Below are 17,786 nucleotides of genomic sequence, written 5' to 3'. Positions count from 1 at the left end.
CTAGTCATGTGACACCTTGCGGGTAAACAGCAGGCGGGAGGCGAGGCTGAGCAGCAGCACGAACAGCGTGACCACGAAGGCGCCGGCCCAGGCCAGCGCATGCATCGCCTCGCCGGGGTCGTTGGCGTACTGGTAGATCACCTGGGGCAGGCTGGACATCTTGTCCAGCGGGTTGAGCGTCATGAAGTTGTTGCCGAAGGCGGTGAACAGCAGCGGCGCGGTTTCGCCGCTGATGCGCGCCAGGGCCAGCAGCACGCCGGTGACGATGCCCGAACGCGCGGCGCGCAGCAGGATCTGCGAGGTCAGCTTCCACTGCGGCACGCCCAGCGAGAGCGCCGCCTCGCGGAGCGTCGAGGGCACCAGCCGCAGCATCTCGTCGGTGGTGCGCACGATCACCGGCAACGCGATCAGCGCCAGCGCCATGCCGCCGGCAAACCCGGAGAACGTGGTGTTGCCGTGGGTCAGCGCGGTGCTCGGCAACACGATGATGGTGTAGACGAACAGGCCCATCACGATCGAGGGAGCGGAAAGCAGGATGTCGTTCAGGAAGCGGACGGTCTCGCCCAGTCGCGTGCGATTGGCGTACTCGGCCAGCCACGTTCCGGCAAGCACGCCGATCGGCGTGGCGATGGCGATGCCGACGAAGTTGATGATCAGGCTGCCGACCATCGCATTGGCCAGGCCGCCCTGGTCGCCGTAGGCGGTGATCTTGGTGAACAGCTTCAGATCGAGCGCGGCGATCCCCTGGCGCAGGGTTTCCCACAGGATCCAGGCGAGGAACGCCAGGCCGATCAGCGTGGCGAGCGTGCTGAGGATGAGCGCCAGCGCGTTGGTCAGGCGGCGACGCAGGTACAGCATGTCCATCAGCGGCCCTCCCGGCTGGCCAGTCGGCGCAGCATCAGCCGCGCGATCAGCAGCACGAAGAAGGTCACCACGAACAGCAGGAAGGCCAGCGCCATCAGCGCGGATTTCTGCAGGCCCACCGCCTCGCTGAACTGGTTGGCGATGGTCGAGGCGATCGAGGCGCCCGGGTCGAGCAGCGAGGCCGAAAGGTCCATCGCGTTGCCGAGCACGAAGGTCACCGCCATCGTCTCGCCCAACGCGCGGCCCAGCCCCAGGAAGATGCCGCCGATCACCGCCGAGCGCGTGTACGGCAACACGATGTCCCAGGACACCTCCCAGGTGCTCGAGCCCAGTGCATAGGCCGACTCCTTCAGGCGCGTGGGCACGGTCTGGAACACCTCGCGCATCACCGATGAAATGAACGGGATGATCATGATCGCCAACACGATGCCGGCCACCAGGATGCTGGCGCCGAACGGGTAGTCGCTGGCGAACATCTTGCCAACGAACGGCACATGCGTGGCGATCCAGGAAGGATTGTTGTCATCGGGGTTGTTGCCCAGGTAATTGGTCAGCCAGGGCTTGATGTGTTCGGCGAAGAAGGGCGCGAAGACGAACAGGCCCCACATGCCGTAGATGATCGAAGGGATGCCTGCCAGCAGCTCGATCGCCGAGGCGACCGGCGTGCGCAGCCAGCGCGGCGCGACTTCCGAAAGATACAGGGCGATGCCGAAGCTCACGGGCACCGCAATCAGCAGCGCGATGAACGAGGTCGCCAGCGTGCCGTAGACCGGCACCAGTGCGCCGTACTCCTGGCTGCTGGGGTCCCACGCGGAGCTGGTGAGGAAGTGCCAGCCGAACGTGCCGAACGCCTCGCGGCCACCCCACAGCGTAGCGAACGCCGCGCCCAGCAGCGCCGCCAGGACGATCATCGCGCAGGCCTTGAGCAGGCCGGCGAACAGGCGATCGTGGCGGGCGTCGTGGCTTGCCCGTTGTTCGGGCGCGACGGAAGCGGGGATAGTGGACATCAGTAGGGATCAGCCGTGCGGGTCAAAGGCGAAGGGTGCTGTTGCGTCCCCCGCGTTGGGGGCAGGAAGACCGATGGGGGCGTATCGCCAGGATCGCCCCCATCGGCCTTGCCGGCGCCCTCCCCGCGGAACAGGGGAGGGCAACGGTCATCGCTCAGTGCTTGTATTCCGACGCCCAGTAGGCCTCGATCTTCTGCACCAGGCTCTGCGGCAGCGGCACGTAGTCCAGCGCGGCGGCCTGGTCCTGGCCGTTCTCCAGCGCCCACTTGAAGAAGTCGAAGGCGACCTTGCTGTGCTCGGCGTTCTTCGGCTGCTTGTACATGATCACCCAGGTGGTCGCGGTGATCGGCCATGCCTTGGCGCCCGGGGCGTTGGTCATGATCAGGTTGAAGTCCTTCGCGCTGGCCCAGTCGGCGGTGCTGGCCGCGGCGGCGAAGCTGTCGGCGCTGGGAGCGACCACATTGCCGGCGGCGTTCTTCAGGTCGACCCAGCTGATCTTGTTCTTCACCGCGTAGGCGTATTCGACGTAGCCGATCGAACCCTTGATCTGCTTGACGTACTGCGACACGCCCTCGTTGCCCTTGCCGCCTACGCCGGTCGGCCAGTCGACCGAGGTGCCGAACTTGACCTGGCTGGCCCACTCGGTGCTGACCTTGGACAGGTAGTTGGTGAAGTTGAACGAGGTGCCTGAACCGTCGGAGCGGTGCACGACGGTGATCTTGCCGGCCGGCAACTTGAGCCCGCTGTTGAGCGCGGCGATCTTCGGGTCGTTCCAGTTCCTGATCTTGCCCAGGAAGATGTCAGCCAGCGTCGCGCCGTCGAGCTTGACCTGGCCGGCCTGCACACCGGCGATGTTGACCACCGGCACGATGCCGCCGACCACTACCGGGAACTGGCCCAGTCCGAATTTCTGCAGGTCCTCGGCCTTCATCGGCGCATCGGAGGCGCCGAAATCGATGGTGCCTTCCTTGATCTGCGCGATGCCGGCGCCGGAGCCGACCGACTGGTAGTTCAGGTGGTTGCCGGTCTTCTCGGCATAGCTCGCCGACCAGCGCGACAGCACCGGGTAGACGAAGCTCGAACCGGCGCCGGTGATGTCGGTCGCCTGGGCGCCGTTGGCACCCAGCAGCGTGGCGGCAGCCAGTACGGCAGCCGTACCGAAGCGGGAAACGGTGGTGGTTGCTTTCAACACGGTCGGTCCTCTTGGAAGTGTGCGTCGCGGGCGGATTCCCGGCGGCCGCATTTGAGGTCAGCGGTGTTGCAATGAGATGAGATGAATGTTTCAGCGTGATGACACGCCGCATCCGGCTGTCATGAAAGCGGTCAGATCAGCGTCAGTCCGACCCGGTCGCGCTCGAGCGTTTCCAGCCGCCGCCAGCGGTTGACGATCGAGCAGAACAGTTCCGCCGTGCGCTCGGCGTCATAGATGGCCGAATGCGCCTCGCGACCGTCGAACGCGTGGCCAGCTGCCTGCACCGCCTTGCTCAGCACGGTCTGTCCGTAGGCCAGGCCGCTCAGGGTGGCCGTGTCGAAACAGCTGAAGGGATGGAACGGGTTGCGCTTGTGCCCGCAGCGGCGCACGGCCGCGTTGAGGAAGGCCAGGTCGAAAGCCGCGTTGTGGCCGACCAGCACGGCGCGCTGGCACTCGCTCTCGCGCATGGCCTGGCGGACCGGATTGAACACGTGGTCCAGCGCCTGCCGTTCGGAGAGCGCGCCGCGCAACGGGTTGTCCGGGTCGATACCGGTGATCTCCAGTGAGCGCGGGTCGATGCGGGCGCCGGGGAAAGGCTCGACGTGCGTGAACACCGGGGCGCGCGGGTGCAGGTAGCCTTCGCCGTCCATCGCCAGGGTGACCACGGCGATCTCCAGCAGTGCGTCGTGCTCGGCATCGAAGCCGCCGGTCTCCACGTCCACGATCACCGGCATGAAGCCGCGGAACCGCTGGCACATGCGGGCGGCCATGCTGTTGCTTACGTATTCCATCGACGAAGCATATCAGCGCCCGGCGGGGCTCTCGCGAAGTCCGCGTCTGCATTCCGATGCGCACTGTCTTCGTTCTGTCATGCAACCGGCACGGAACCGTAAACGAAGGGCCGCATCCTGCCGCCTGTCCCTGCTTGGCCATCCAGGATCGAAGGGGGCGGTCGAGTGGTTCCTACCAACAGTGGAGAGAATTACATGCGTTCGAAGATGCTCGTGGTGGCGATCGCCGCCGGTCTGGGCCTGGCAGCCGCCGGCGTGCACGCGGCACCGGTCCCGCAGGATGCGCAGTCCTCTGCGCGCAGCGCCGAGGTCGAGCAGCTCAAGGCCCAGCTGGCCGCCTTGCAGGCCAAGATGGACGAGCTGGAACAGCGCACCGATGCGCAGTCCGACATCAATGTGAGTACCGGCCAGAACATCGAGGCGCTGCAAAAGACGCAGGCCAGCTCGGCCTCGTCGCTGGACAAGGCGCTGGCCGACACCAAGTTCTCCGGCAAGATGTATTTCGATTTCAGCAACATCGACCAGAAGAACAGCGACACGGGCAAGACCGACGCTTCCGGCACGGGCCTGGACGTCAAGCGCTTCTACCTGGGCGTGGACCACCAGTTCAACGACATCTGGTCGGCCAACCTCACCACCGACTTCAACTACGTCAGCGCCGACGGCGAGACCAACCTGTTCGTCAAGAAGGCCTACGTGCAGGGCAAGTTCGACCAGGCGGCGGTGCTGCGCATCGGTTCGGCGGACATGCCCTGGATTCCGTTCGTGGAGAGCTACTACGGCTTCCGCTACGTCGAGAACACCCTGACCGACCGCCTGAAGTACGGCAACTCGGCCGACTGGGGCCTGCACCTGGGTGGTGACCTGGGCGCGAACAAGGTCGCCAACTACGCGGTGTCGGTGGTCAACGGCGGCGGCTACAAGAACCCCAGCCGCAGCAAGGGCGTGGACATCGAAGGTCGCGTGGGCTTCGTTCCGTTCGACGGCATGATCGTCGCCGTCGGCGGCTACAGCGGCCACCTGGGCAAGGAAACCGAGAACCTCAACGCCCCGCAGACCGCCCAGCGCGGCGACGTGATGGTGGCCTACCAGGACAAGAAGGTGCGCGTGGGTGCCGAGTACTTCACCGCGAAGAACTGGGGCAACCTGGTTCTGAGCCCGGTCGAGGACAAGGCCGACGGCTACTCGCTGTGGGGCTCGGTGGCGCTCACCGACGACGTCGCACTGTTCGCCCGCTACGACAACGCCAAGCTGAGCAAGGACCTGGACGACGGCGCCAAGGACGTCTACTACAACCTCGGCCTGCAGTACCAGGTCACCAAGGGCTTCAAGCTGGCCGCGGTGTGGAAGCACGAGAAGGCCGAACACTCGGTCGCCGATCCGGTGCCGCCGCATGTACAAAACGTCAAGACGAACGAAATCGGCGTGTTCGGCGAGGTCGCGTTCTAGGCGGGCGCTACGTTTGGCGCATCTTGAACAAACCTTCACGCGGCCCGTGGATCATTAGCCGCGTGTCAAGGAGTGGTTATCGGAAGGGAGTTCTACCCAGGGAGGGACAACGGCGGGCCGCAAGCCCGCCGTTATTTTTTTGAGGGTTGCCAGGTTGTCTTCGCAGGAGCCGCGCGTGGCGATTCGCTGATGCGCCAACGGAGCCCGGGGTATCACCACGCAAGCGGGTTCCTGCGAGAAGCGACTTGCCTTCATCGTCGACCACAGGAGCGCTCGATGCATATCCGCAAGCTGACCGACCAGATCAGCGTGTCGCCGCAGGTCCTGCCCGGCGAAATGGCCGACCTCGAAGCTGCGGGGTTCCGCAGCGTGATCAACAACCGGCCGGACGGGGAAGCGGACGATCAACCGTCCGGTGTCGAGATGGCGCAGGCCGCCGCCGCGCACGGACTGGCCTATCGCGACATCCCCGTCGTGCCCGGGCAGTACGGGGCCGCTGTCATCGAGGCCATGGCCCAGGCGATGGCGGAACTGCCCATGCCGGTGCTGGCGTTCTGCCGCACCGGCACGCGTTCGACCACGCTGTGGGCGCTGCAGGCGGCGCGCGCCGGCGACGCCGATGCGATCGTGAAGGCGGCCGGCGGGGCGGGCTATGACATCGCGGCCCTCGCGCCACGGCTGCGGGCGATGCGGCATGCCTGATCCGACGAGCTCCGGCCACCTGACCTGTTGTTGGACGACCCCGTGAGCCTGGTGCCGGGGATCGGCGAACTGCTGGCCGTGCTGTGCGGCTCTGCCGTGGGGTTTTCGCTTGCGCTCATCGGCGGAGGCGGGTCGATTTTGGCCACGCCGCTGCTGCTGTACGTCGTCGGCGTGCGCGATCCGCACCTGGCGATCGGCACCAGCGCGGTGGCCGTATCGGCCAACGCCTTCGCCAACCTGCTGCCGCACGCGCGCGCCGGCCACGTGCGCTGGCGTGCGGGATTCGTGTTCGCCGCGGCCGGCGTGCTCGGCGCCTGGCTGGGATCGAGCGTGGGCAAGGCGATGGACGGCCACCGGCTGCTGGCGTTGTTCGCGTTGCTGATGCTGGTGGTGGCGTTCCTGATGTTGCGCGGGCGACGCGACGGGGCGGCGGATCGCTATCCATTGCCCAATACCCTGCCGCGGCTGGGCGCAGTCGGCATCGGCGCTGGCGGCCTGGCCGGGTTCTTCGGGATCGGCGGCGGCTTCCTGATCGTGCCCGGGCTGATGTTCGCCAGCGGCATGGAGATCATCAACGCGATCGGCACCTCGCTGTTCTCCGTCGGCACCTTCGCGGCGACCACCGCGGGCAACTACGCGGCATCGGGCCTGGTCGACTGGCGCATCGCGGCGGAGTTCATCGGCGGTGGCGTGATCGGCGGCTGGCTGGGCGCCCTGGGCGCGCGTCGCCTGGCCGGTACGCGCGGTGCGCTCAACATGGTCTTCGCCGGCGTGATCGTGGTCGTGGCGATCTACATGCTCTACCGCTCGCTGACGCACGTCGCCTGAGCCGGCTTTCGCAGCCGACCCTATGGCCTACTGCGCGGGAGGCGTTTTGTGCCTGTATTTGCAGAGGTCGCGGATCGGGCAGATCGGGCAGTCAGGCTTGCGTGCCTTGCACACGTAGCGGCCGTGCAGGATCAGCCAGTGATGGGCGTCCTTCTTGAACTCGGCCGGCACCACTTTTTCCAGCTTGTCCTCGACCGCGCGCACGTCCTTGCCGGGCGCGAGGCCGGTGCGGTTGGAGACGCGGAAGATGTGCGTGTCCACCGCGATGGTGGGCTCGCCGAAGGCGGTATTGAGCACCACGTTGGCGGTCTTGCGGCCAACACCCGGAAGGGCTTCCAGCGCTTCGCGCGTGCGCGGCACCTCGCCGCCATGCTGCTCGATGAGGATACGGCACAGCGCGATCACGTTCTTCGCCTTGGCGTTGAACAGGCCGATCGTGCTGATGTAGCGCTTCAGGCCTTCCTCGCCCAGCGCCAGGATCGCCTGCGGTGTATTGGCTTTCGGGTACAGCTTGCGGGTCGCCTTGTTGACACCCACGTCGGTGGCCTGCGCCGAGAGCACCACCGCCACCAGTAGTTCGAAGGGCGTGCGGTATTCCAGCTCCGTGGTGGGGTGGGGATTGAGCTCGCGCAGGCGCGTGAACAGTTCGACGATATCGGCGCGCTTCATTCGGAGCCTTGTTTGGCGCGGGCGCGGGCGCGGGCGAGTGCGGCCAGCACGGGGTTTGTCGGCGTGGCAAGTGTATCGACAACAGCCTTGCGCGCCGCCAGCTCGGCCTCGCGCTCGGCGCGTTCGCGGACAAGGCGTGCCTCGCGGCGCAGGAAATGCGCGCGGGAAGCATCGGCGTGAGCCGGATCCTCGACCTGCGCCAGCGGCATGGGCTCGAGCACGATGCAGTCGACGGGGCAGGCCGGCACGCACAGTTCGCAGCCGGTGCAGTGGTCGGGCATCACGGTGTGCATCAGCTTAGCTGCGCCGACGATCGCATCGACCGGACACGCCTGGATGCACTTGGTGCAGCCGATGCAGTCGGCTTCGACCACGCGTGCGAGCATGCGCGGCTTCTCCACGCCGTGATCGGGATCGAGCGGCAATACCGGTGTGTCCAGCAGCGCGGCCAGCCTGGCGATGCCGGCCGCGCCGCCGGGCGGACAGCGGTTGATCGGTGCGTCGCCGCGCGCCATCGCCTCGGCATACGGGCGACAGCCATGGAAGCCGCACTGCTCGCACTGGGTCTGCGGCAGCAGGGCGTCGATGCGGTTGGCGAGATCGGTGACGTCGTTCATGGTGTTCCGGGCGCGGTGCCGGACGGGCATCGGCATAATCAGCGCTCTATTGTCCCGCAAGTCGGCAGGAGCTTCCCATGACCTTTTCCCGTCCGTCCGTACGCGTCGCCTCGCTGCTGCTCGCCGCAGCGATCGGCATGACCGGCACGCTGCTGCTCACCCATGCCGCGCCGGTGCGGGCGGAGACCGTGCCGGGCGATACCGTCACGGTGTTCGTCGACGCCACGCTGGGTTTCCGCAAGAACCACATGGCGAAGAAGTTGACCGAGACGCACGCTGAATACGCCGCGCGCGGCTATCACGTGGTGGATCTGTCGGCGTACAACGAGAACGGCGACCTGGTGGGGTTCTTCGTCACCTACGCGCGCTGAGTCTTCCTGCGGGACATCCAGCCTAGCGGACGGTGGCGCCGGGCCTGGCGCCCTGGTCGGCGTCCAGCAGGAACAGGTCGCCGCCGCCGTCACCGGCCGACAGGATCATGCCCTCGGACAGGCCGAAGCGCATCTTGCGCGGCGCCAGGTTGGCGATGAACACCACATTGCGGCCGACCAGCTTTTCCGGTTCCTGGTAGGCGGCGCGGATGCCGGAGAAGATCTGGCGCGTGCCTAGCGGGCCGGCGTCCAGCTCGAAGCGAAGCAGTTTGTCCGAGCCTTCCACGAACTCGCAGGCGACGACCTTGCCGATGCGCAGGTCGAGCCTGGCGAAGTCGTCGGTGGAAATGGTGGCGGGCGTGGCGGAAGGCTGGTTTGCGGCGGGCGCGGCAGGGTCGGTCATGGGCTTGCGGTTTTCCCTGGAAGGCTTGGGTGCGGCCGCCTGGGCGGGCGCGAGGGATTCTCTGGATGCATCGACCATCGACTCGATGCGCTTGGGATCGATGCGGCCGAGCAGCGGCTCGAACGGACCGATCGAATGGTTGTGCAGCTCCGCGCGGGCATCGTCGAAATCGGCGATGGGCGCGTCGAGGAAGGCCTCGGCCGCGGCCACGGTGGCCGGCAGGATCGGCTTCAGCAATCCCGCCAGCAGGCGGAAGGCGGCCAGGGCGAACGAACACACCTGGTGCAGCTCGACGCGGCGCGACTCGTCCTTGGCCATGGTCCACGGCGCGGTGGCGGCGATGTGGCCGTTGACCAGGTCCGCCATCAGCACGAAGCGGCGGGTGACTTCGGCGAAATCGCCCGCGTCGTAGAGCGCGTCGATGCCGTCGTAGTGCTCCAGCAGCGTGTTCCACAGGGCCTGTTCGGCGGCGCCGTGGCGCGTGGCGAGGCGACCGTCGAAGAACTTGTGCACGAAGCCCGCGGTGCGGCTGGCGATGTTCACCCACTTGCCGACCAGGTGCGAGTTGACGCGCTCCTCGAAGGCCTTCAGGTCCAGGTCCACGTCTACCGGCGCGTCGTCCAGCATGCTGGCGAAGTAGTAGCGCAGGAACTCGGGGTTGAGGCCGGCGTCCAGATAGGTGCGCGCCTGGATGAAGGTGCCGCGCGACTTGGACATCTTCGCGCCGTTGACGGTGAGGTAGCCGTTGACGTGCAGCGCGGTCGGGGTGCGGAAGCCGGCGCCGTGCAGCATCGCCGGCCAGAACAGGCCATGGAAGTTGATGATGTCCTTGCCGATGAAGTGGTGCATCTCGGCATGGCTGGACGGGGCGAGGAAATCGTCGAACTTCAGGCCCCGCCTGTCGCATAGCGCCTTGAAGCTGGCCAGGTAGCCGACCGGCGCGTCCAGCCACACGTAGAAGAACTTGCCCGGCGCATCGGGGATCGGAAAACCGAAGTAAGGAGCGTCGCGCGAGATGTCCCAGTCCTTCAGCCCGCCGTCCAGCCACTCCCGCAGCTTCGCCGCGACGCCCGCATTGGCGACCGGCTTGCCGTCGGTGTAGCGGCCGGCGAACCAGTCGCGCAGCAGCGCCTCGAACTTGGACAGCTCGAAGAAATAGTGCTCCGAATCGCGCAGCACCGGCGCGGCGCCGGAAACCACCGAGTAAGGCTCGATCAGGTCGGTCGGTGCGTAGGTCGCGCCGCAGTTCTCGCAGTTGTCGCCGTACTGGTCGGGCGTGCCGCAGCGCGGGCAGGTGCCCTTGATGTAGCGGTCCGGCAGGAACATTTCCTTCTCCGGATCGAACAGCTGCTTGATGCTGCGCCGCGCGATGGAACCGCCGTCGCGCAGTCGCGTGTAGATCAGCGTCGCCAGTGCGCGGTTCTCTTCCGAGTGGGTCGAGTGGTAGTGGTCGAAGTCCACGCCGAAGTCGGCGAAGTCGGCCTCGTGCCCGGCGCGGATGCCCTCGATGAAGGCCTCCGGCGTCATGCCGGCCTTCTGCGCGGCGAGCATGATCGGCGTGCCGTGCGCGTCGTCCGCGCAGACGTACACCACCTCGTTGCCGGCCATGCGCTGCGCGCGCACCCAAATGTCGGCCTGGATGTAGCCCAGCAGGTGGCCCATGTGCAGCGGGCCGTTGGCGTAGGGCAGGGCATTGGTGACGAGCAGGCGGCGGGTCATGGCGGGTGGCGTTGCGACGGGATCGCGCATTATGGCATGCATGGTTTGGATGGCTGAACGCGCAGCAGCGCCGGTAGGAGCGCACCCAGGGCGTGGAGGGGAACGCGCGGTCGCGTACCGAATGCTCTGCTGCCGCAGCGGCTCGATGTTGCAGCGCAGCGTCAGGGGTTCGATAATTGGCAAACGCAGGCTGTTCCTGCCGGAAACACATCTGTCATGCACCTGAACATGCTCAAGGCCAAGATCCACCGCGCCACGGTGACCCACGCGGAGCTGCACTACGAGGGCTCGATCGCGATCGACGGCCTGTTGCTGGATGCCTCGGGCATCCGCGAGTACGAGCAGATCCACGCGTGGAACATCAACAGCGGGCAGCGCTTCGTGACCTACGCGCTGCGCGCCGAGGAAGGCTCGGGGATCATCTCGGTCAACGGCAGTGCCGCGCGAAGCGCGCAGGCCGGCGACCTGATCATCATCGCCGCCTTCGTGCAGCTCAGCGAAGCGGAACTGGAGAAGTTTCAGCCGACGCTGGTGTACGTGGGCGCCGGCAACCGGATCAGCCACACCAACCGGTCGATCCCCAAGCAGATGGCGGTCGCCTGATTCGCGTCAGACAGTAGGGTGGGCGCCAGCCCACCCGCAAGGGTGCGACAAGGTACGGGGCTGAGGCCCACCCTGCGTGCGTCCTACGTGTTCCTCACGCTTGCACGGCTTAAGATGCAAGGCTTCCCTTGCCAGCGCGTCTGCCCATGCCAGCCAACGTCCCGACGTACGCCTCGCTGTTCGCCGACCACGCCCGCCGCCTTTCTCAGACCCACCTGCGCACGCTGATCGCAGACCCGGCCCGCGGTGAGCGCTTGCGGCGCCGCGCAGGTCCTCTGCTGCTCGATCTGAGCCGGCAGAAGCTGGACGTGGCGGCGCTCGATGCGCTTGGCGCGCAGCTGGAAGCCGGTGGCTGGCAGGCCGCGCGGGACGCGATGTTCGCCGGTGAGCCGATCAATGCCTCCGAAGGGCGCGCGGTGCTCCACACGGCGTTGCGTGCCGGTGGCTCGTCCATGCCTTCACCCGCGCCTGCCGAGGCGCGCAGCGAGATCGAGGCGACGCTCGAGCGCATCGGCGAACTGGTCGATGCCATCCATGACGGTCGCCAGGAGGCGCTCGGACTGCCCGGGACGGTGACCGACATCGTCAACATAGGCATCGGCGGCTCGGACCTGGGCCCGCGCCTGGCGGTGGCCGCACTGGCACCGTTCCGCACGCCGAAGGTGCGCAGCCATTTCCTGACCAACGTCGATGGCCAGGCCGCCTACGACCTGACCAACCGACTGGATCCGAAGACCACGCTGGTTGTGATGGTCTCCAAGACCTTCACCACGCAGGAGACGCTGCTCAACGGCAACGTGCTGCGTGGCTGGATTTCGGAAGCCTGCGGCGGCGACGAGCGCGCAGTGGCGCGGCACTTCCTGGCGGTCAGCGCCAATACCGAGGTGGCGGGTAGCTGGGGCGTGCCGCTCAGGCAGATCTTCCCGATGTGGGATTACGTCGGCGGGCGCTATTCGCTGTGGTCGGCGGTCGGGCTTTCGCTGGCGCTGGCGATCGGCATGCAAGGCTTCCGCGACGTCCTGGCCGGCGGCGCGCGCATGGACGATCACTTCCGCAGCGCGCCCTGGCGGGAAAACCTGCCGGCGTTGCTGGCGCTGACCGAAATATGGAATCGCGACGTGCTGGGGTTCCCCACGCGCGCGGTGGTGCCTTACGCGGACCTGCTCGGCGACCTGCCGAGCTACCTGCAGCAGCTGGAGATGGAGAGCCTGGGCAAGTCAGTCACGCCGCAGGGCGCGCCGGTGGGACAGCCGACCGTGCCGGTGGTGTGGGGCAGCGTCGGCACCAACGCGCAGCACGCCTATTTCCAGGCGCTGCACCAGGGCACCGAGGTGGTGCCGCTGGACCTGATCGGTGTCGTCAACCCGGCGCATCCGCTGCACGGCAACCACGATGCGCTGCTGTCCAACCTGCTTGCGCAGGCGGCCGCGCTCGCGCTGGGCAAGACCGCGGACGAGGCGCTGGCCGAGAACCCCGCCGGTGGTCGCGAACTGGCCGCACAGCGCACGTTCCCGGGCGATCGCCCCAGTTCGGTGATCCTGCTCGATGCACTCACGCCCGAAAGCCTCGGCGCACTGATCGCGATGTACGAGCACAAGGTGTTCCTGCTGGGCCACCTGTGGGGCATCAACGCGTTCGACCAGTGGGGCGTGGAGCTGGGCAAGAGCATCGCGCGTCAGATCCTGCCAGCGCTGCGCGGCGAAGAGTCGGACGTGCCGCCGTTGGATGCGGCGACCTGCGCCTTGATCGCAGCGATCCGCGAGCGCCGCAGCTGACCTTGTAGGAGCGCACCTTGTGCGCGACCGGTAGCGCCATGCATGCCGGTAATGCCCGGATGGCGGTCGCGCACAAGGTGCGCTGCTACAGAGGCCCGGCTCCGTGGCGGGCCAATGCCCAGGCAACGTGTTCGCGGACGACGGGCGAAGGGTGGCTCTCCCGCGCATGCAGGGCGGTGATGACTTGCGTGGACGAAGGCGCATTGCCCAACGCCACCGCGATGTTCCGCAACCAACCCTCGTAACCGGTGCGCCGTATCGCCATGCCTTCGGTGCGGCGCAGGAATTCCTCTTCGCTCCACGCGAACAGCTCCACCAGCTTCGCGCCGTCCAGGCTGTGCCGCGGCGCGAAGTCCGGCTCGGTCGCGTCCTGTGCGAACTTGTTCCAGGGGCAGACCAGCTGGCAGTCGTCGCAGCCGAAGATGCGGTTGCCCATGGGTGCGCGCAGTTCCTCGGGGATCGAGCCCTTGAGCTCGATCGTGAGGTAGGAAATGCACCGCCGCGCGTCGAGCCGGTAAGGTCCCAGGATCGCCTGGGTCGGGCATACGTCGATGCAACGCGCGCAGGTACCGCAGTGAGCGGTGGCGGGCGGATCGACCGGTAACGGCAGGTCGGTGTAGAGCTCGCCGAGGAAGAAATACGACCCCGCATCCTTGTTGATCAGCACCGTGTGCTTGCCGATCCAGCCCAGGCCCGCGTTGCGCGCAAGCGCCTTCTCCAGCACCGGCGCCGAGTCCACGTAGGCGCGATAGCCGAACTCGCCGATGGCCTCGCGGATGCGTTCGGCAAGCTTCTGCAGCCGGTTGCGCATCAGCTTGTGGTAATCGCGGCCCAGCGCGTAGCGTGCGACGTAGCCGGCTTCCCCGTCGTTGATCACGTCCCAGGCGTGCCGGGTGCCGGGTGCAAGGTAGTCCATGCGCACCGAGATCACCCGAAAGGTGCCCGGTTCCAGCTCGGCCGGGCGGCTGCGGCGAGTGCCGTGGCGAGCCATGTAATCCATCTGGCCGTGCAGGCCATCGCCCAGCCACTGTTCGAGGTGCGACTCGTCCTCGCCCAGTTCGATGCCGCTGATGGCGGTCTGGGAAAACCCCAGCTCGCGCGCCCACTGCTTGATGTCACGGGCCAGCGCGGCGTAGTCGGGGGAAGGGACAGCGGACATGACGCCATTGTAAGGGCGAGCCCGCACCTATAATCACCCGATGACCGCGCCGCATCGCCACGCCCTCTATACCGTCGCCCAGGTGCGCGCACTGGATCGGCGCGCGATCGGGGAGCTGGGCATTCCCGGCCATGAGCTCATGCGCCGCGCGGCCGCCGCAGCATTCGCCAGCCTTCGCCGCCACTGGCCTCAGGCGCGGCGCATCGCGGTGTACTGCGGGCCCGGCAACAACGGTGGCGACGGCTACCTGCTCGCGCTGCTGGCGCATGAGGCCGGCCTGGTCGCCGACGTGCACGCACTGGAAGAGTCCCCGGGCGAAGGCGATGCCGCCAGCGCCCGGACCGCCTGTGAGCAGGCGGGTGTGCCGGTGCACCGCTGGCAGGGAACATCTTCGTTGCCGGACGCTGACGTCCATGTCGATGCGCTCTATGGCACCGGCCTGAACCGGCCGCCCCAACCGGCCGCGGCCGAGTTGATCGAACGCCTCAACGCCAGCGGCAAGCCGGTCCTGGCGCTGGATGTGCCCTCGGGCCTGAATGCCGACACCGGGCACTGCCCGGGCGCGGCGATCCGGGCAAGCTTCACGGTGAGTTTCATCGCCGCCAAGCGCGGCCTGCACACCGGGCAGGCCAGCGCGCATACGGGGCGCGTGGAGCTGGCCACATTGGGCCTTCCCGACAGCCTGTGGCAGGAGGCGCCCGATGCTTATCTGCTCGAAGCGGGCGCGTTGGGACCTCGCCGGCGCGATGACCACAAGGGGCGCAATGGCCATGTGCTCGCCGTCGGCGGCGACCACGGCACGGCTGGCGCGATCCGCCTGTGCGGCGAGGCCGCCTTGCGTGGTGGCGCGGGCCTGGTCAGCGTGGCGACGCGGACCGAACACCTGGTCGCGCTCAACGCCGCCCGCCCCGAACTGATGGCGCACGCGGTCAACGGTCCCCAGGCATTGGAGCCGCTGCTCGAGCGCGCCACCGTGCTGGCGGTCGGCCCGGGCCTGGGACAGGGCGCGTGGGGCCACGCGCTCTGGCTGACCGCCCTGGACAGCCCGCTGCCACTGGTGCTGGACGCCGACGGCCTCAATCTGCTCGTGGCCGAGCCGCGGCGCTTCGATCAGTCCCGGCCGGTGGTACTCACGCCGCATCCGGGCGAGGCCGCACGGCTGCTCGGTTGCTCCGTTGGCGAGGTCGAGGATGACCGCTTCGCCGCTGCCCGCGCGCTTGCGCTGCGCTTCGGGGCGGTGGCGGTGCTCAAGGGTGCAGGCTCGCTGATCGCCGATCCGGATGGCCGTCTGGACGTCTGTCCATGGGGCAATCCGGGCATGGCCTCCGGCGGCATGGGTGACCTGCTGACGGGCCTCGTCGCCGCCTTGCTGGCGCAGGGTTGTACCGCCTCGGCTGCCGCCCGCCTCGGCGTGGGACTGCACGCGCGCGCCGGCGACCATGCCGCGCGCGGGGGCGAGCGCGGCCTCGTCGCCAGCGATTTGCTGTTCCCGCTGCGTCGCCTGCTGAACGGACTGGATGGATGAGCTACTGGACCCTCCCCGACGAAACCGCCACCTCGGCGCTGGCCCAACGCTTCGCTGCTGCGATCGACGGCGGCATGGTGCTCTACCTGCACGGCGACCTGGGCGCCGGCAAGACCAGCTTCGCCCGTGCGCTGCTTACCGCCCTGGGCGTGGGTGAGCGGGTCAAGAGCCCGACCTACAGCCTGGTCGAGTCCTATCGCGCCGGCGAACTTATCGCCTGGCACCTGGACCTCTACCGCATCGCCGACCCTGGCGAACTGGAATGGCTGGGCCTGGACGCCCTCGGCGATCCGGCTGCACTGGTGCTGGTCGAGTGGCCCGAGCGGGGCACCGGTGCCTTGCCGGCGCCGGACTTGGTCCTGGAGCTGGAGCATGCCAACTCCGGACGGTGTGCCAGGGCCGTCCCGCACAGCGACCGCGGAAGGGACTTGTTGAGGCGTTTGGCCGAGTCCTAAGTTACGGTTCCGTAAGAAAAAAGTGCTACTGGCGGTTTTGCGCCGGGAAAGCGCGGCTTGCTGGCCATACCTTGGACAGTCATGACAAATGCGATGCAGGTTATGGATATCCAAGGGAAAAACCCTTGCAATCGCATTTTTGCTGCGTTTCAATGCGACGCCATGACACGTACGTTTGCGCGCCTGGGAAGTCTCGGCCTGGTGGCTCTTGCCGCCGCGCTTCCGTTGCGCCCGGTGCAGGCGGCCGATGTCCAGGGCGCCCGCGTCTGGGCGGGCCCGGATTACACCCGCGTCGTGTTCGATCTGTCCGGCCCGGTGGATTACAGGCTGCGCCGCGACGGCGACACCGTCGAGCTGGAGCTGCCCGGCGGTGGCCTGGCGCGCGGTTTCGCCGCACCGGCGGCGCAAGGCCTCTACAAGAGCCTGGACAGCCGCGCTTCCGGTGGGCAATTGCATCTGTTGGCCCAAGCTGCCGAGGGCTCCCGGCCCAAGACCTTCCTGCTCAAGCCTGCCGGCGGGCACGGCTACCGCCTGGTGCTGGATCTCTATCCTCGCAAGGACGGGGCCATCGCGGATACGACGGACGACCCTGCGCCGGGCGTGCTGGCCAGCGTCAAGCCGACTTCCAGCGTGGGCAAGGGCGCCAGGCAGGCTGCCGCGTTGCTCGGCGGCGAGCGCAAGGTGATCGTCGCGATCGACGCCGGCCACGGCGGCAAGGATCCCGGCTCGCACGGCCCCAGCGGCACGCAGGAAAAGGACGTCACTTTGGCGGTGGCGCGCGCCCTGGCCGCCGAGATCAACCGCCAGCCTGGCATGAAAGCCGTGCTGACCCGTGACGGCGATTATTTCATCCCGCTCAAGCGTCGCTACCAGATCGCCCGCGAGCAGAACGCGGACATGTTCGTCTCGGTCCACGCCGACGCCTTCACCAGCAGCGATGCCAAGGGCTCGTCGGTGTGGGTGCTGTCGCCGCGCGGCAAGACGTCCGAGGCGGCACGCTGGCTGGCCGACCGCGAAAACCGCGCCGACCTGATCGGCGGCGTCTCGCTGGACGACAAGGACGACAGCTTGGCCGCGGTACTGCTGGACCTGCAGCAGGGCTACGCCATCCAGGCCAGCGAGTCGATCGCCGGCAACGTGCTCAAGGCATTGGCCAGCCTGGGGCCGACCCACCGCGGCCACGTGGAGCACGCCAATTTCGTGGTGCTGCGCTCGCCGGACGTGCCCTCGATCCTGGTCGAGACCGCCTTCATCAGTAATCCGGCCGAGGAGCGCAAGTTGCGCGATCCGGCTCACCAGCGCCAGCTGGCCGAAGCGGTGACCGGTGGCGTGCGCAACTACTTCGAGTCGACTCCGCCGCAGGGCACCTGGTTTGCTGCGCAAGCCATGCGCCGCAGCGGCGCGCTCGCTTCGGCCACCGAGGCGTCCACGCCGGTGGCGGACACGCGCGCAGACGCCAACGTGCGCGACTTGCACCGGGTCGAGCGCGGCGAGAGCCTGGGCAGCATTGCGCGCCAGTACGGCGTCAGCGTGAATGCGCTCAAGAGCGCCAATCGCATGAGCAGCGATACCGTGCAGACAGGCGCGGTGCTGGCCATTCCCGCCGGCTGAGCCAGCCTGACCTTCCCGTAGGGACGCTCCCGCGGGAAACGTCGCG

Annotated in this window: 17 protein-coding genes; 9 read left to right on the top strand and 8 right to left on the bottom strand. The window is 67.7% G+C overall.

The features are described 5' to 3' along the window. The 4 genes from pstA to rnt form a co-directional block, all read right to left on the bottom strand. Positions 1 to 864, bottom strand: coding sequence for a phosphate ABC transporter permease PstA (gene pstA, locus ACFWZ4_RS02970; RefSeq protein WP_439703240.1), 864 nt, complete (start codon positions 862 to 864; stop codon positions 1 to 3). Continuing rightward, positions 864 to 1,871: a phosphate ABC transporter permease subunit PstC gene (gene pstC, locus ACFWZ4_RS02965; RefSeq protein WP_439703239.1), complete on the bottom strand. Its 1,008-nt coding sequence runs from the start codon at positions 1,869 to 1,871 to the stop codon at positions 864 to 866. The genes pstA and pstC overlap by 1 nt, the downstream gene beginning before the upstream one ends. 154 nt (positions 1,872 to 2,025) lie before the next feature. Further along, positions 2,026 to 3,060, bottom strand: a complete 1,035-nt coding sequence (gene pstS / locus ACFWZ4_RS02960) for a phosphate ABC transporter substrate-binding protein PstS (protein ID WP_439703766.1) — start codon at positions 3,058 to 3,060, stop codon at positions 2,026 to 2,028. A gap of 134 nt (positions 3,061 to 3,194) precedes the next feature. After that, a complete protein-coding gene (rnt, locus tag ACFWZ4_RS02955; protein WP_439703238.1) occupies positions 3,195 to 3,854 on the bottom strand; it encodes a ribonuclease T in 660 nt (219 codons plus the stop codon). A gap of 195 nt (positions 3,855 to 4,049) precedes the next feature. On the opposite strand from rnt, the gene ACFWZ4_RS02950 reads away from it, so the two are divergent. The 3 genes from ACFWZ4_RS02950 to ACFWZ4_RS02940 all read left to right on the top strand — a co-directional run bounded on the left by ACFWZ4_RS02950 (position 4,050) and on the right by ACFWZ4_RS02940 (position 6,833). Then, positions 4,050 to 5,303 carry a porin gene (locus ACFWZ4_RS02950; protein WP_439703237.1) on the top strand — a complete coding sequence of 418 codons (1,254 nt, stop codon included), beginning with the start codon at positions 4,050 to 4,052 and terminating at the stop codon, positions 5,301 to 5,303. A 276-nt stretch (positions 5,304 to 5,579) separates the two neighbouring features. Continuing rightward, positions 5,580 to 6,005: a TIGR01244 family sulfur transferase gene (locus ACFWZ4_RS02945; protein ID WP_439703236.1), complete on the top strand. Its 426-nt coding sequence runs from the start codon at positions 5,580 to 5,582 to the stop codon at positions 6,003 to 6,005. Between the two features lie 51 nt (positions 6,006 to 6,056). Next, complete coding sequence (locus tag ACFWZ4_RS02940; RefSeq protein ID WP_439703765.1) at positions 6,057 to 6,833, top strand: sulfite exporter TauE/SafE family protein; 777 nt, start codon at positions 6,057 to 6,059, stop codon at positions 6,831 to 6,833. 27 nt (positions 6,834 to 6,860) lie between these two features. Here the strand turns inward: ACFWZ4_RS02940 and nth are convergent, their stop codons facing one another. Continuing rightward, complete coding sequence (gene nth / locus ACFWZ4_RS02935; RefSeq protein ID WP_439703235.1) at positions 6,861 to 7,502, bottom strand: endonuclease III; 642 nt, start codon at positions 7,500 to 7,502, stop codon at positions 6,861 to 6,863. Beyond that, positions 7,499 to 8,119 (bottom strand): RnfABCDGE type electron transport complex subunit B, encoded by a 621-nt coding sequence (locus tag ACFWZ4_RS02930; protein ID WP_439703234.1) that lies wholly within the window; start codon positions 8,117 to 8,119, stop codon positions 7,499 to 7,501. The genes nth and ACFWZ4_RS02930 overlap by 4 nt, the downstream gene beginning before the upstream one ends. 77 nt (positions 8,120 to 8,196) lie before the next feature. On the opposite strand from ACFWZ4_RS02930, the gene ACFWZ4_RS02925 reads away from it, so the two are divergent. Next, entirely contained in the window at positions 8,197 to 8,490 is a 294-nt protein-coding gene (locus ACFWZ4_RS02925) for a hypothetical protein (RefSeq protein WP_439703233.1), read from the top strand. A gap of 22 nt (positions 8,491 to 8,512) precedes the next feature. Here ACFWZ4_RS02925 and metG read toward each other — a convergent pair whose 3' ends face one another. Next, positions 8,513 to 10,612, bottom strand: coding sequence for a methionine--tRNA ligase (gene metG, locus ACFWZ4_RS02920; protein WP_439703764.1), 2,100 nt, complete (start codon positions 10,610 to 10,612; stop codon positions 8,513 to 8,515). 216 nt (positions 10,613 to 10,828) lie between these two features. On the opposite strand from metG, the gene panD reads away from it, so the two are divergent. Beyond that, positions 10,829 to 11,215 (top strand): aspartate 1-decarboxylase, encoded by a 387-nt coding sequence (gene panD, locus ACFWZ4_RS02915; RefSeq protein WP_231320697.1) that lies wholly within the window; start codon positions 10,829 to 10,831, stop codon positions 11,213 to 11,215. A gap of 146 nt (positions 11,216 to 11,361) precedes the next feature. Beyond that, positions 11,362 to 12,990: a glucose-6-phosphate isomerase gene (gene pgi / locus ACFWZ4_RS02910; RefSeq protein ID WP_439703232.1), complete on the top strand. Its 1,629-nt coding sequence runs from the start codon at positions 11,362 to 11,364 to the stop codon at positions 12,988 to 12,990. An 85-nt stretch (positions 12,991 to 13,075) separates the two neighbouring features. Here pgi and queG read toward each other — a convergent pair whose 3' ends face one another. Continuing rightward, the gene (gene queG, locus ACFWZ4_RS02905; RefSeq protein WP_439703231.1) at positions 13,076 to 14,149 is read right to left on the bottom strand and encodes a tRNA epoxyqueuosine(34) reductase QueG; all 1,074 of its coding nucleotides are present in this window, start codon (positions 14,147 to 14,149) and stop codon (positions 13,076 to 13,078) included. A 40-nt stretch (positions 14,150 to 14,189) separates the two neighbouring features. Between queG and ACFWZ4_RS02900 the strand changes: the two genes are divergently transcribed. The 3 genes from ACFWZ4_RS02900 to ACFWZ4_RS02890 all read left to right on the top strand — a co-directional run bounded on the left by ACFWZ4_RS02900 (position 14,190) and on the right by ACFWZ4_RS02890 (position 17,740). Continuing rightward, a complete protein-coding gene (locus ACFWZ4_RS02900; protein ID WP_439703230.1) occupies positions 14,190 to 15,674 on the top strand; it encodes an NAD(P)H-hydrate dehydratase in 1,485 nt (494 codons plus the stop codon). Then, positions 15,671 to 16,129 carry a tRNA (adenosine(37)-N6)-threonylcarbamoyltransferase complex ATPase subunit type 1 TsaE gene (gene tsaE, locus ACFWZ4_RS02895; RefSeq protein ID WP_439703229.1) on the top strand — a complete coding sequence of 153 codons (459 nt, stop codon included), beginning with the start codon at positions 15,671 to 15,673 and terminating at the stop codon, positions 16,127 to 16,129. The genes ACFWZ4_RS02900 and tsaE overlap by 4 nt, the downstream gene beginning before the upstream one ends. A gap of 162 nt (positions 16,130 to 16,291) precedes the next feature. Then, on the top strand, positions 16,292 to 17,740 hold the full coding sequence (locus tag ACFWZ4_RS02890; protein WP_439703228.1) for an N-acetylmuramoyl-L-alanine amidase: 1,449 nt from the start codon (positions 16,292 to 16,294) through the stop codon (positions 17,738 to 17,740). Positions 17,741 to 17,786 lie beyond the last annotated feature (46 nt).

Source organism: Frateuria sp. GZRe12, assembly GCF_051900535.1.
GTDB lineage: Bacteria > Pseudomonadota > Gammaproteobacteria > Xanthomonadales > Rhodanobacteraceae > Frateuria_A.
The sequence above is the reverse complement of the archived record's forward strand: the minus strand, read 5'-3'. Positions and strand labels throughout refer to the sequence as shown.

Excerpts from the sequence above, each read along its gene's own strand:
- pstA (WP_439703240.1), bottom strand. The coding sequence starts at position 864 with ATGGACATGCTGTACCTGCGTCGCCGCCTGACCAACGCGCTGGCGCTC.
- pstC (WP_439703239.1), bottom strand. The coding sequence starts at position 1,871 with ATGTCCACTATCCCCGCTTCCGTCGCGCCCGAACAACGGGCAAGCCAC.
- rnt (WP_439703238.1), bottom strand. The coding sequence starts at position 3,854 with ATGGAATACGTAAGCAACAGCATGGCCGCCCGCATGTGCCAGCGGTTC.
- ACFWZ4_RS02950 (WP_439703237.1), top strand. The coding sequence starts at position 4,050 with ATGCGTTCGAAGATGCTCGTGGTGGCGATCGCCGCCGGTCTGGGCCTG.
- ACFWZ4_RS02945 (WP_439703236.1), top strand. The coding sequence starts at position 5,580 with ATGCATATCCGCAAGCTGACCGACCAGATCAGCGTGTCGCCGCAGGTC.
- nth (WP_439703235.1), bottom strand. The coding sequence starts at position 7,502 with ATGAAGCGCGCCGATATCGTCGAACTGTTCACGCGCCTGCGCGAGCTC.
- ACFWZ4_RS02930 (WP_439703234.1), bottom strand. The coding sequence starts at position 8,119 with ATGAACGACGTCACCGATCTCGCCAACCGCATCGACGCCCTGCTGCCG.
- ACFWZ4_RS02925 (WP_439703233.1), top strand. The coding sequence starts at position 8,197 with ATGACCTTTTCCCGTCCGTCCGTACGCGTCGCCTCGCTGCTGCTCGCC.
- metG (WP_439703764.1), bottom strand. The coding sequence starts at position 10,612 with ATGACCCGCCGCCTGCTCGTCACCAATGCCCTGCCCTACGCCAACGGC.
- panD (WP_231320697.1), top strand. The coding sequence starts at position 10,829 with ATGCACCTGAACATGCTCAAGGCCAAGATCCACCGCGCCACGGTGACC.
- pgi (WP_439703232.1), top strand. The coding sequence starts at position 11,362 with ATGCCAGCCAACGTCCCGACGTACGCCTCGCTGTTCGCCGACCACGCC.
- queG (WP_439703231.1), bottom strand. The coding sequence starts at position 14,149 with ATGTCCGCTGTCCCTTCCCCCGACTACGCCGCGCTGGCCCGTGACATC.
- ACFWZ4_RS02900 (WP_439703230.1), top strand. The coding sequence starts at position 14,190 with ATGACCGCGCCGCATCGCCACGCCCTCTATACCGTCGCCCAGGTGCGC.
- tsaE (WP_439703229.1), top strand. The coding sequence starts at position 15,671 with ATGAGCTACTGGACCCTCCCCGACGAAACCGCCACCTCGGCGCTGGCC.
- ACFWZ4_RS02890 (WP_439703228.1), top strand. The coding sequence starts at position 16,292 with ATGACACGTACGTTTGCGCGCCTGGGAAGTCTCGGCCTGGTGGCTCTT.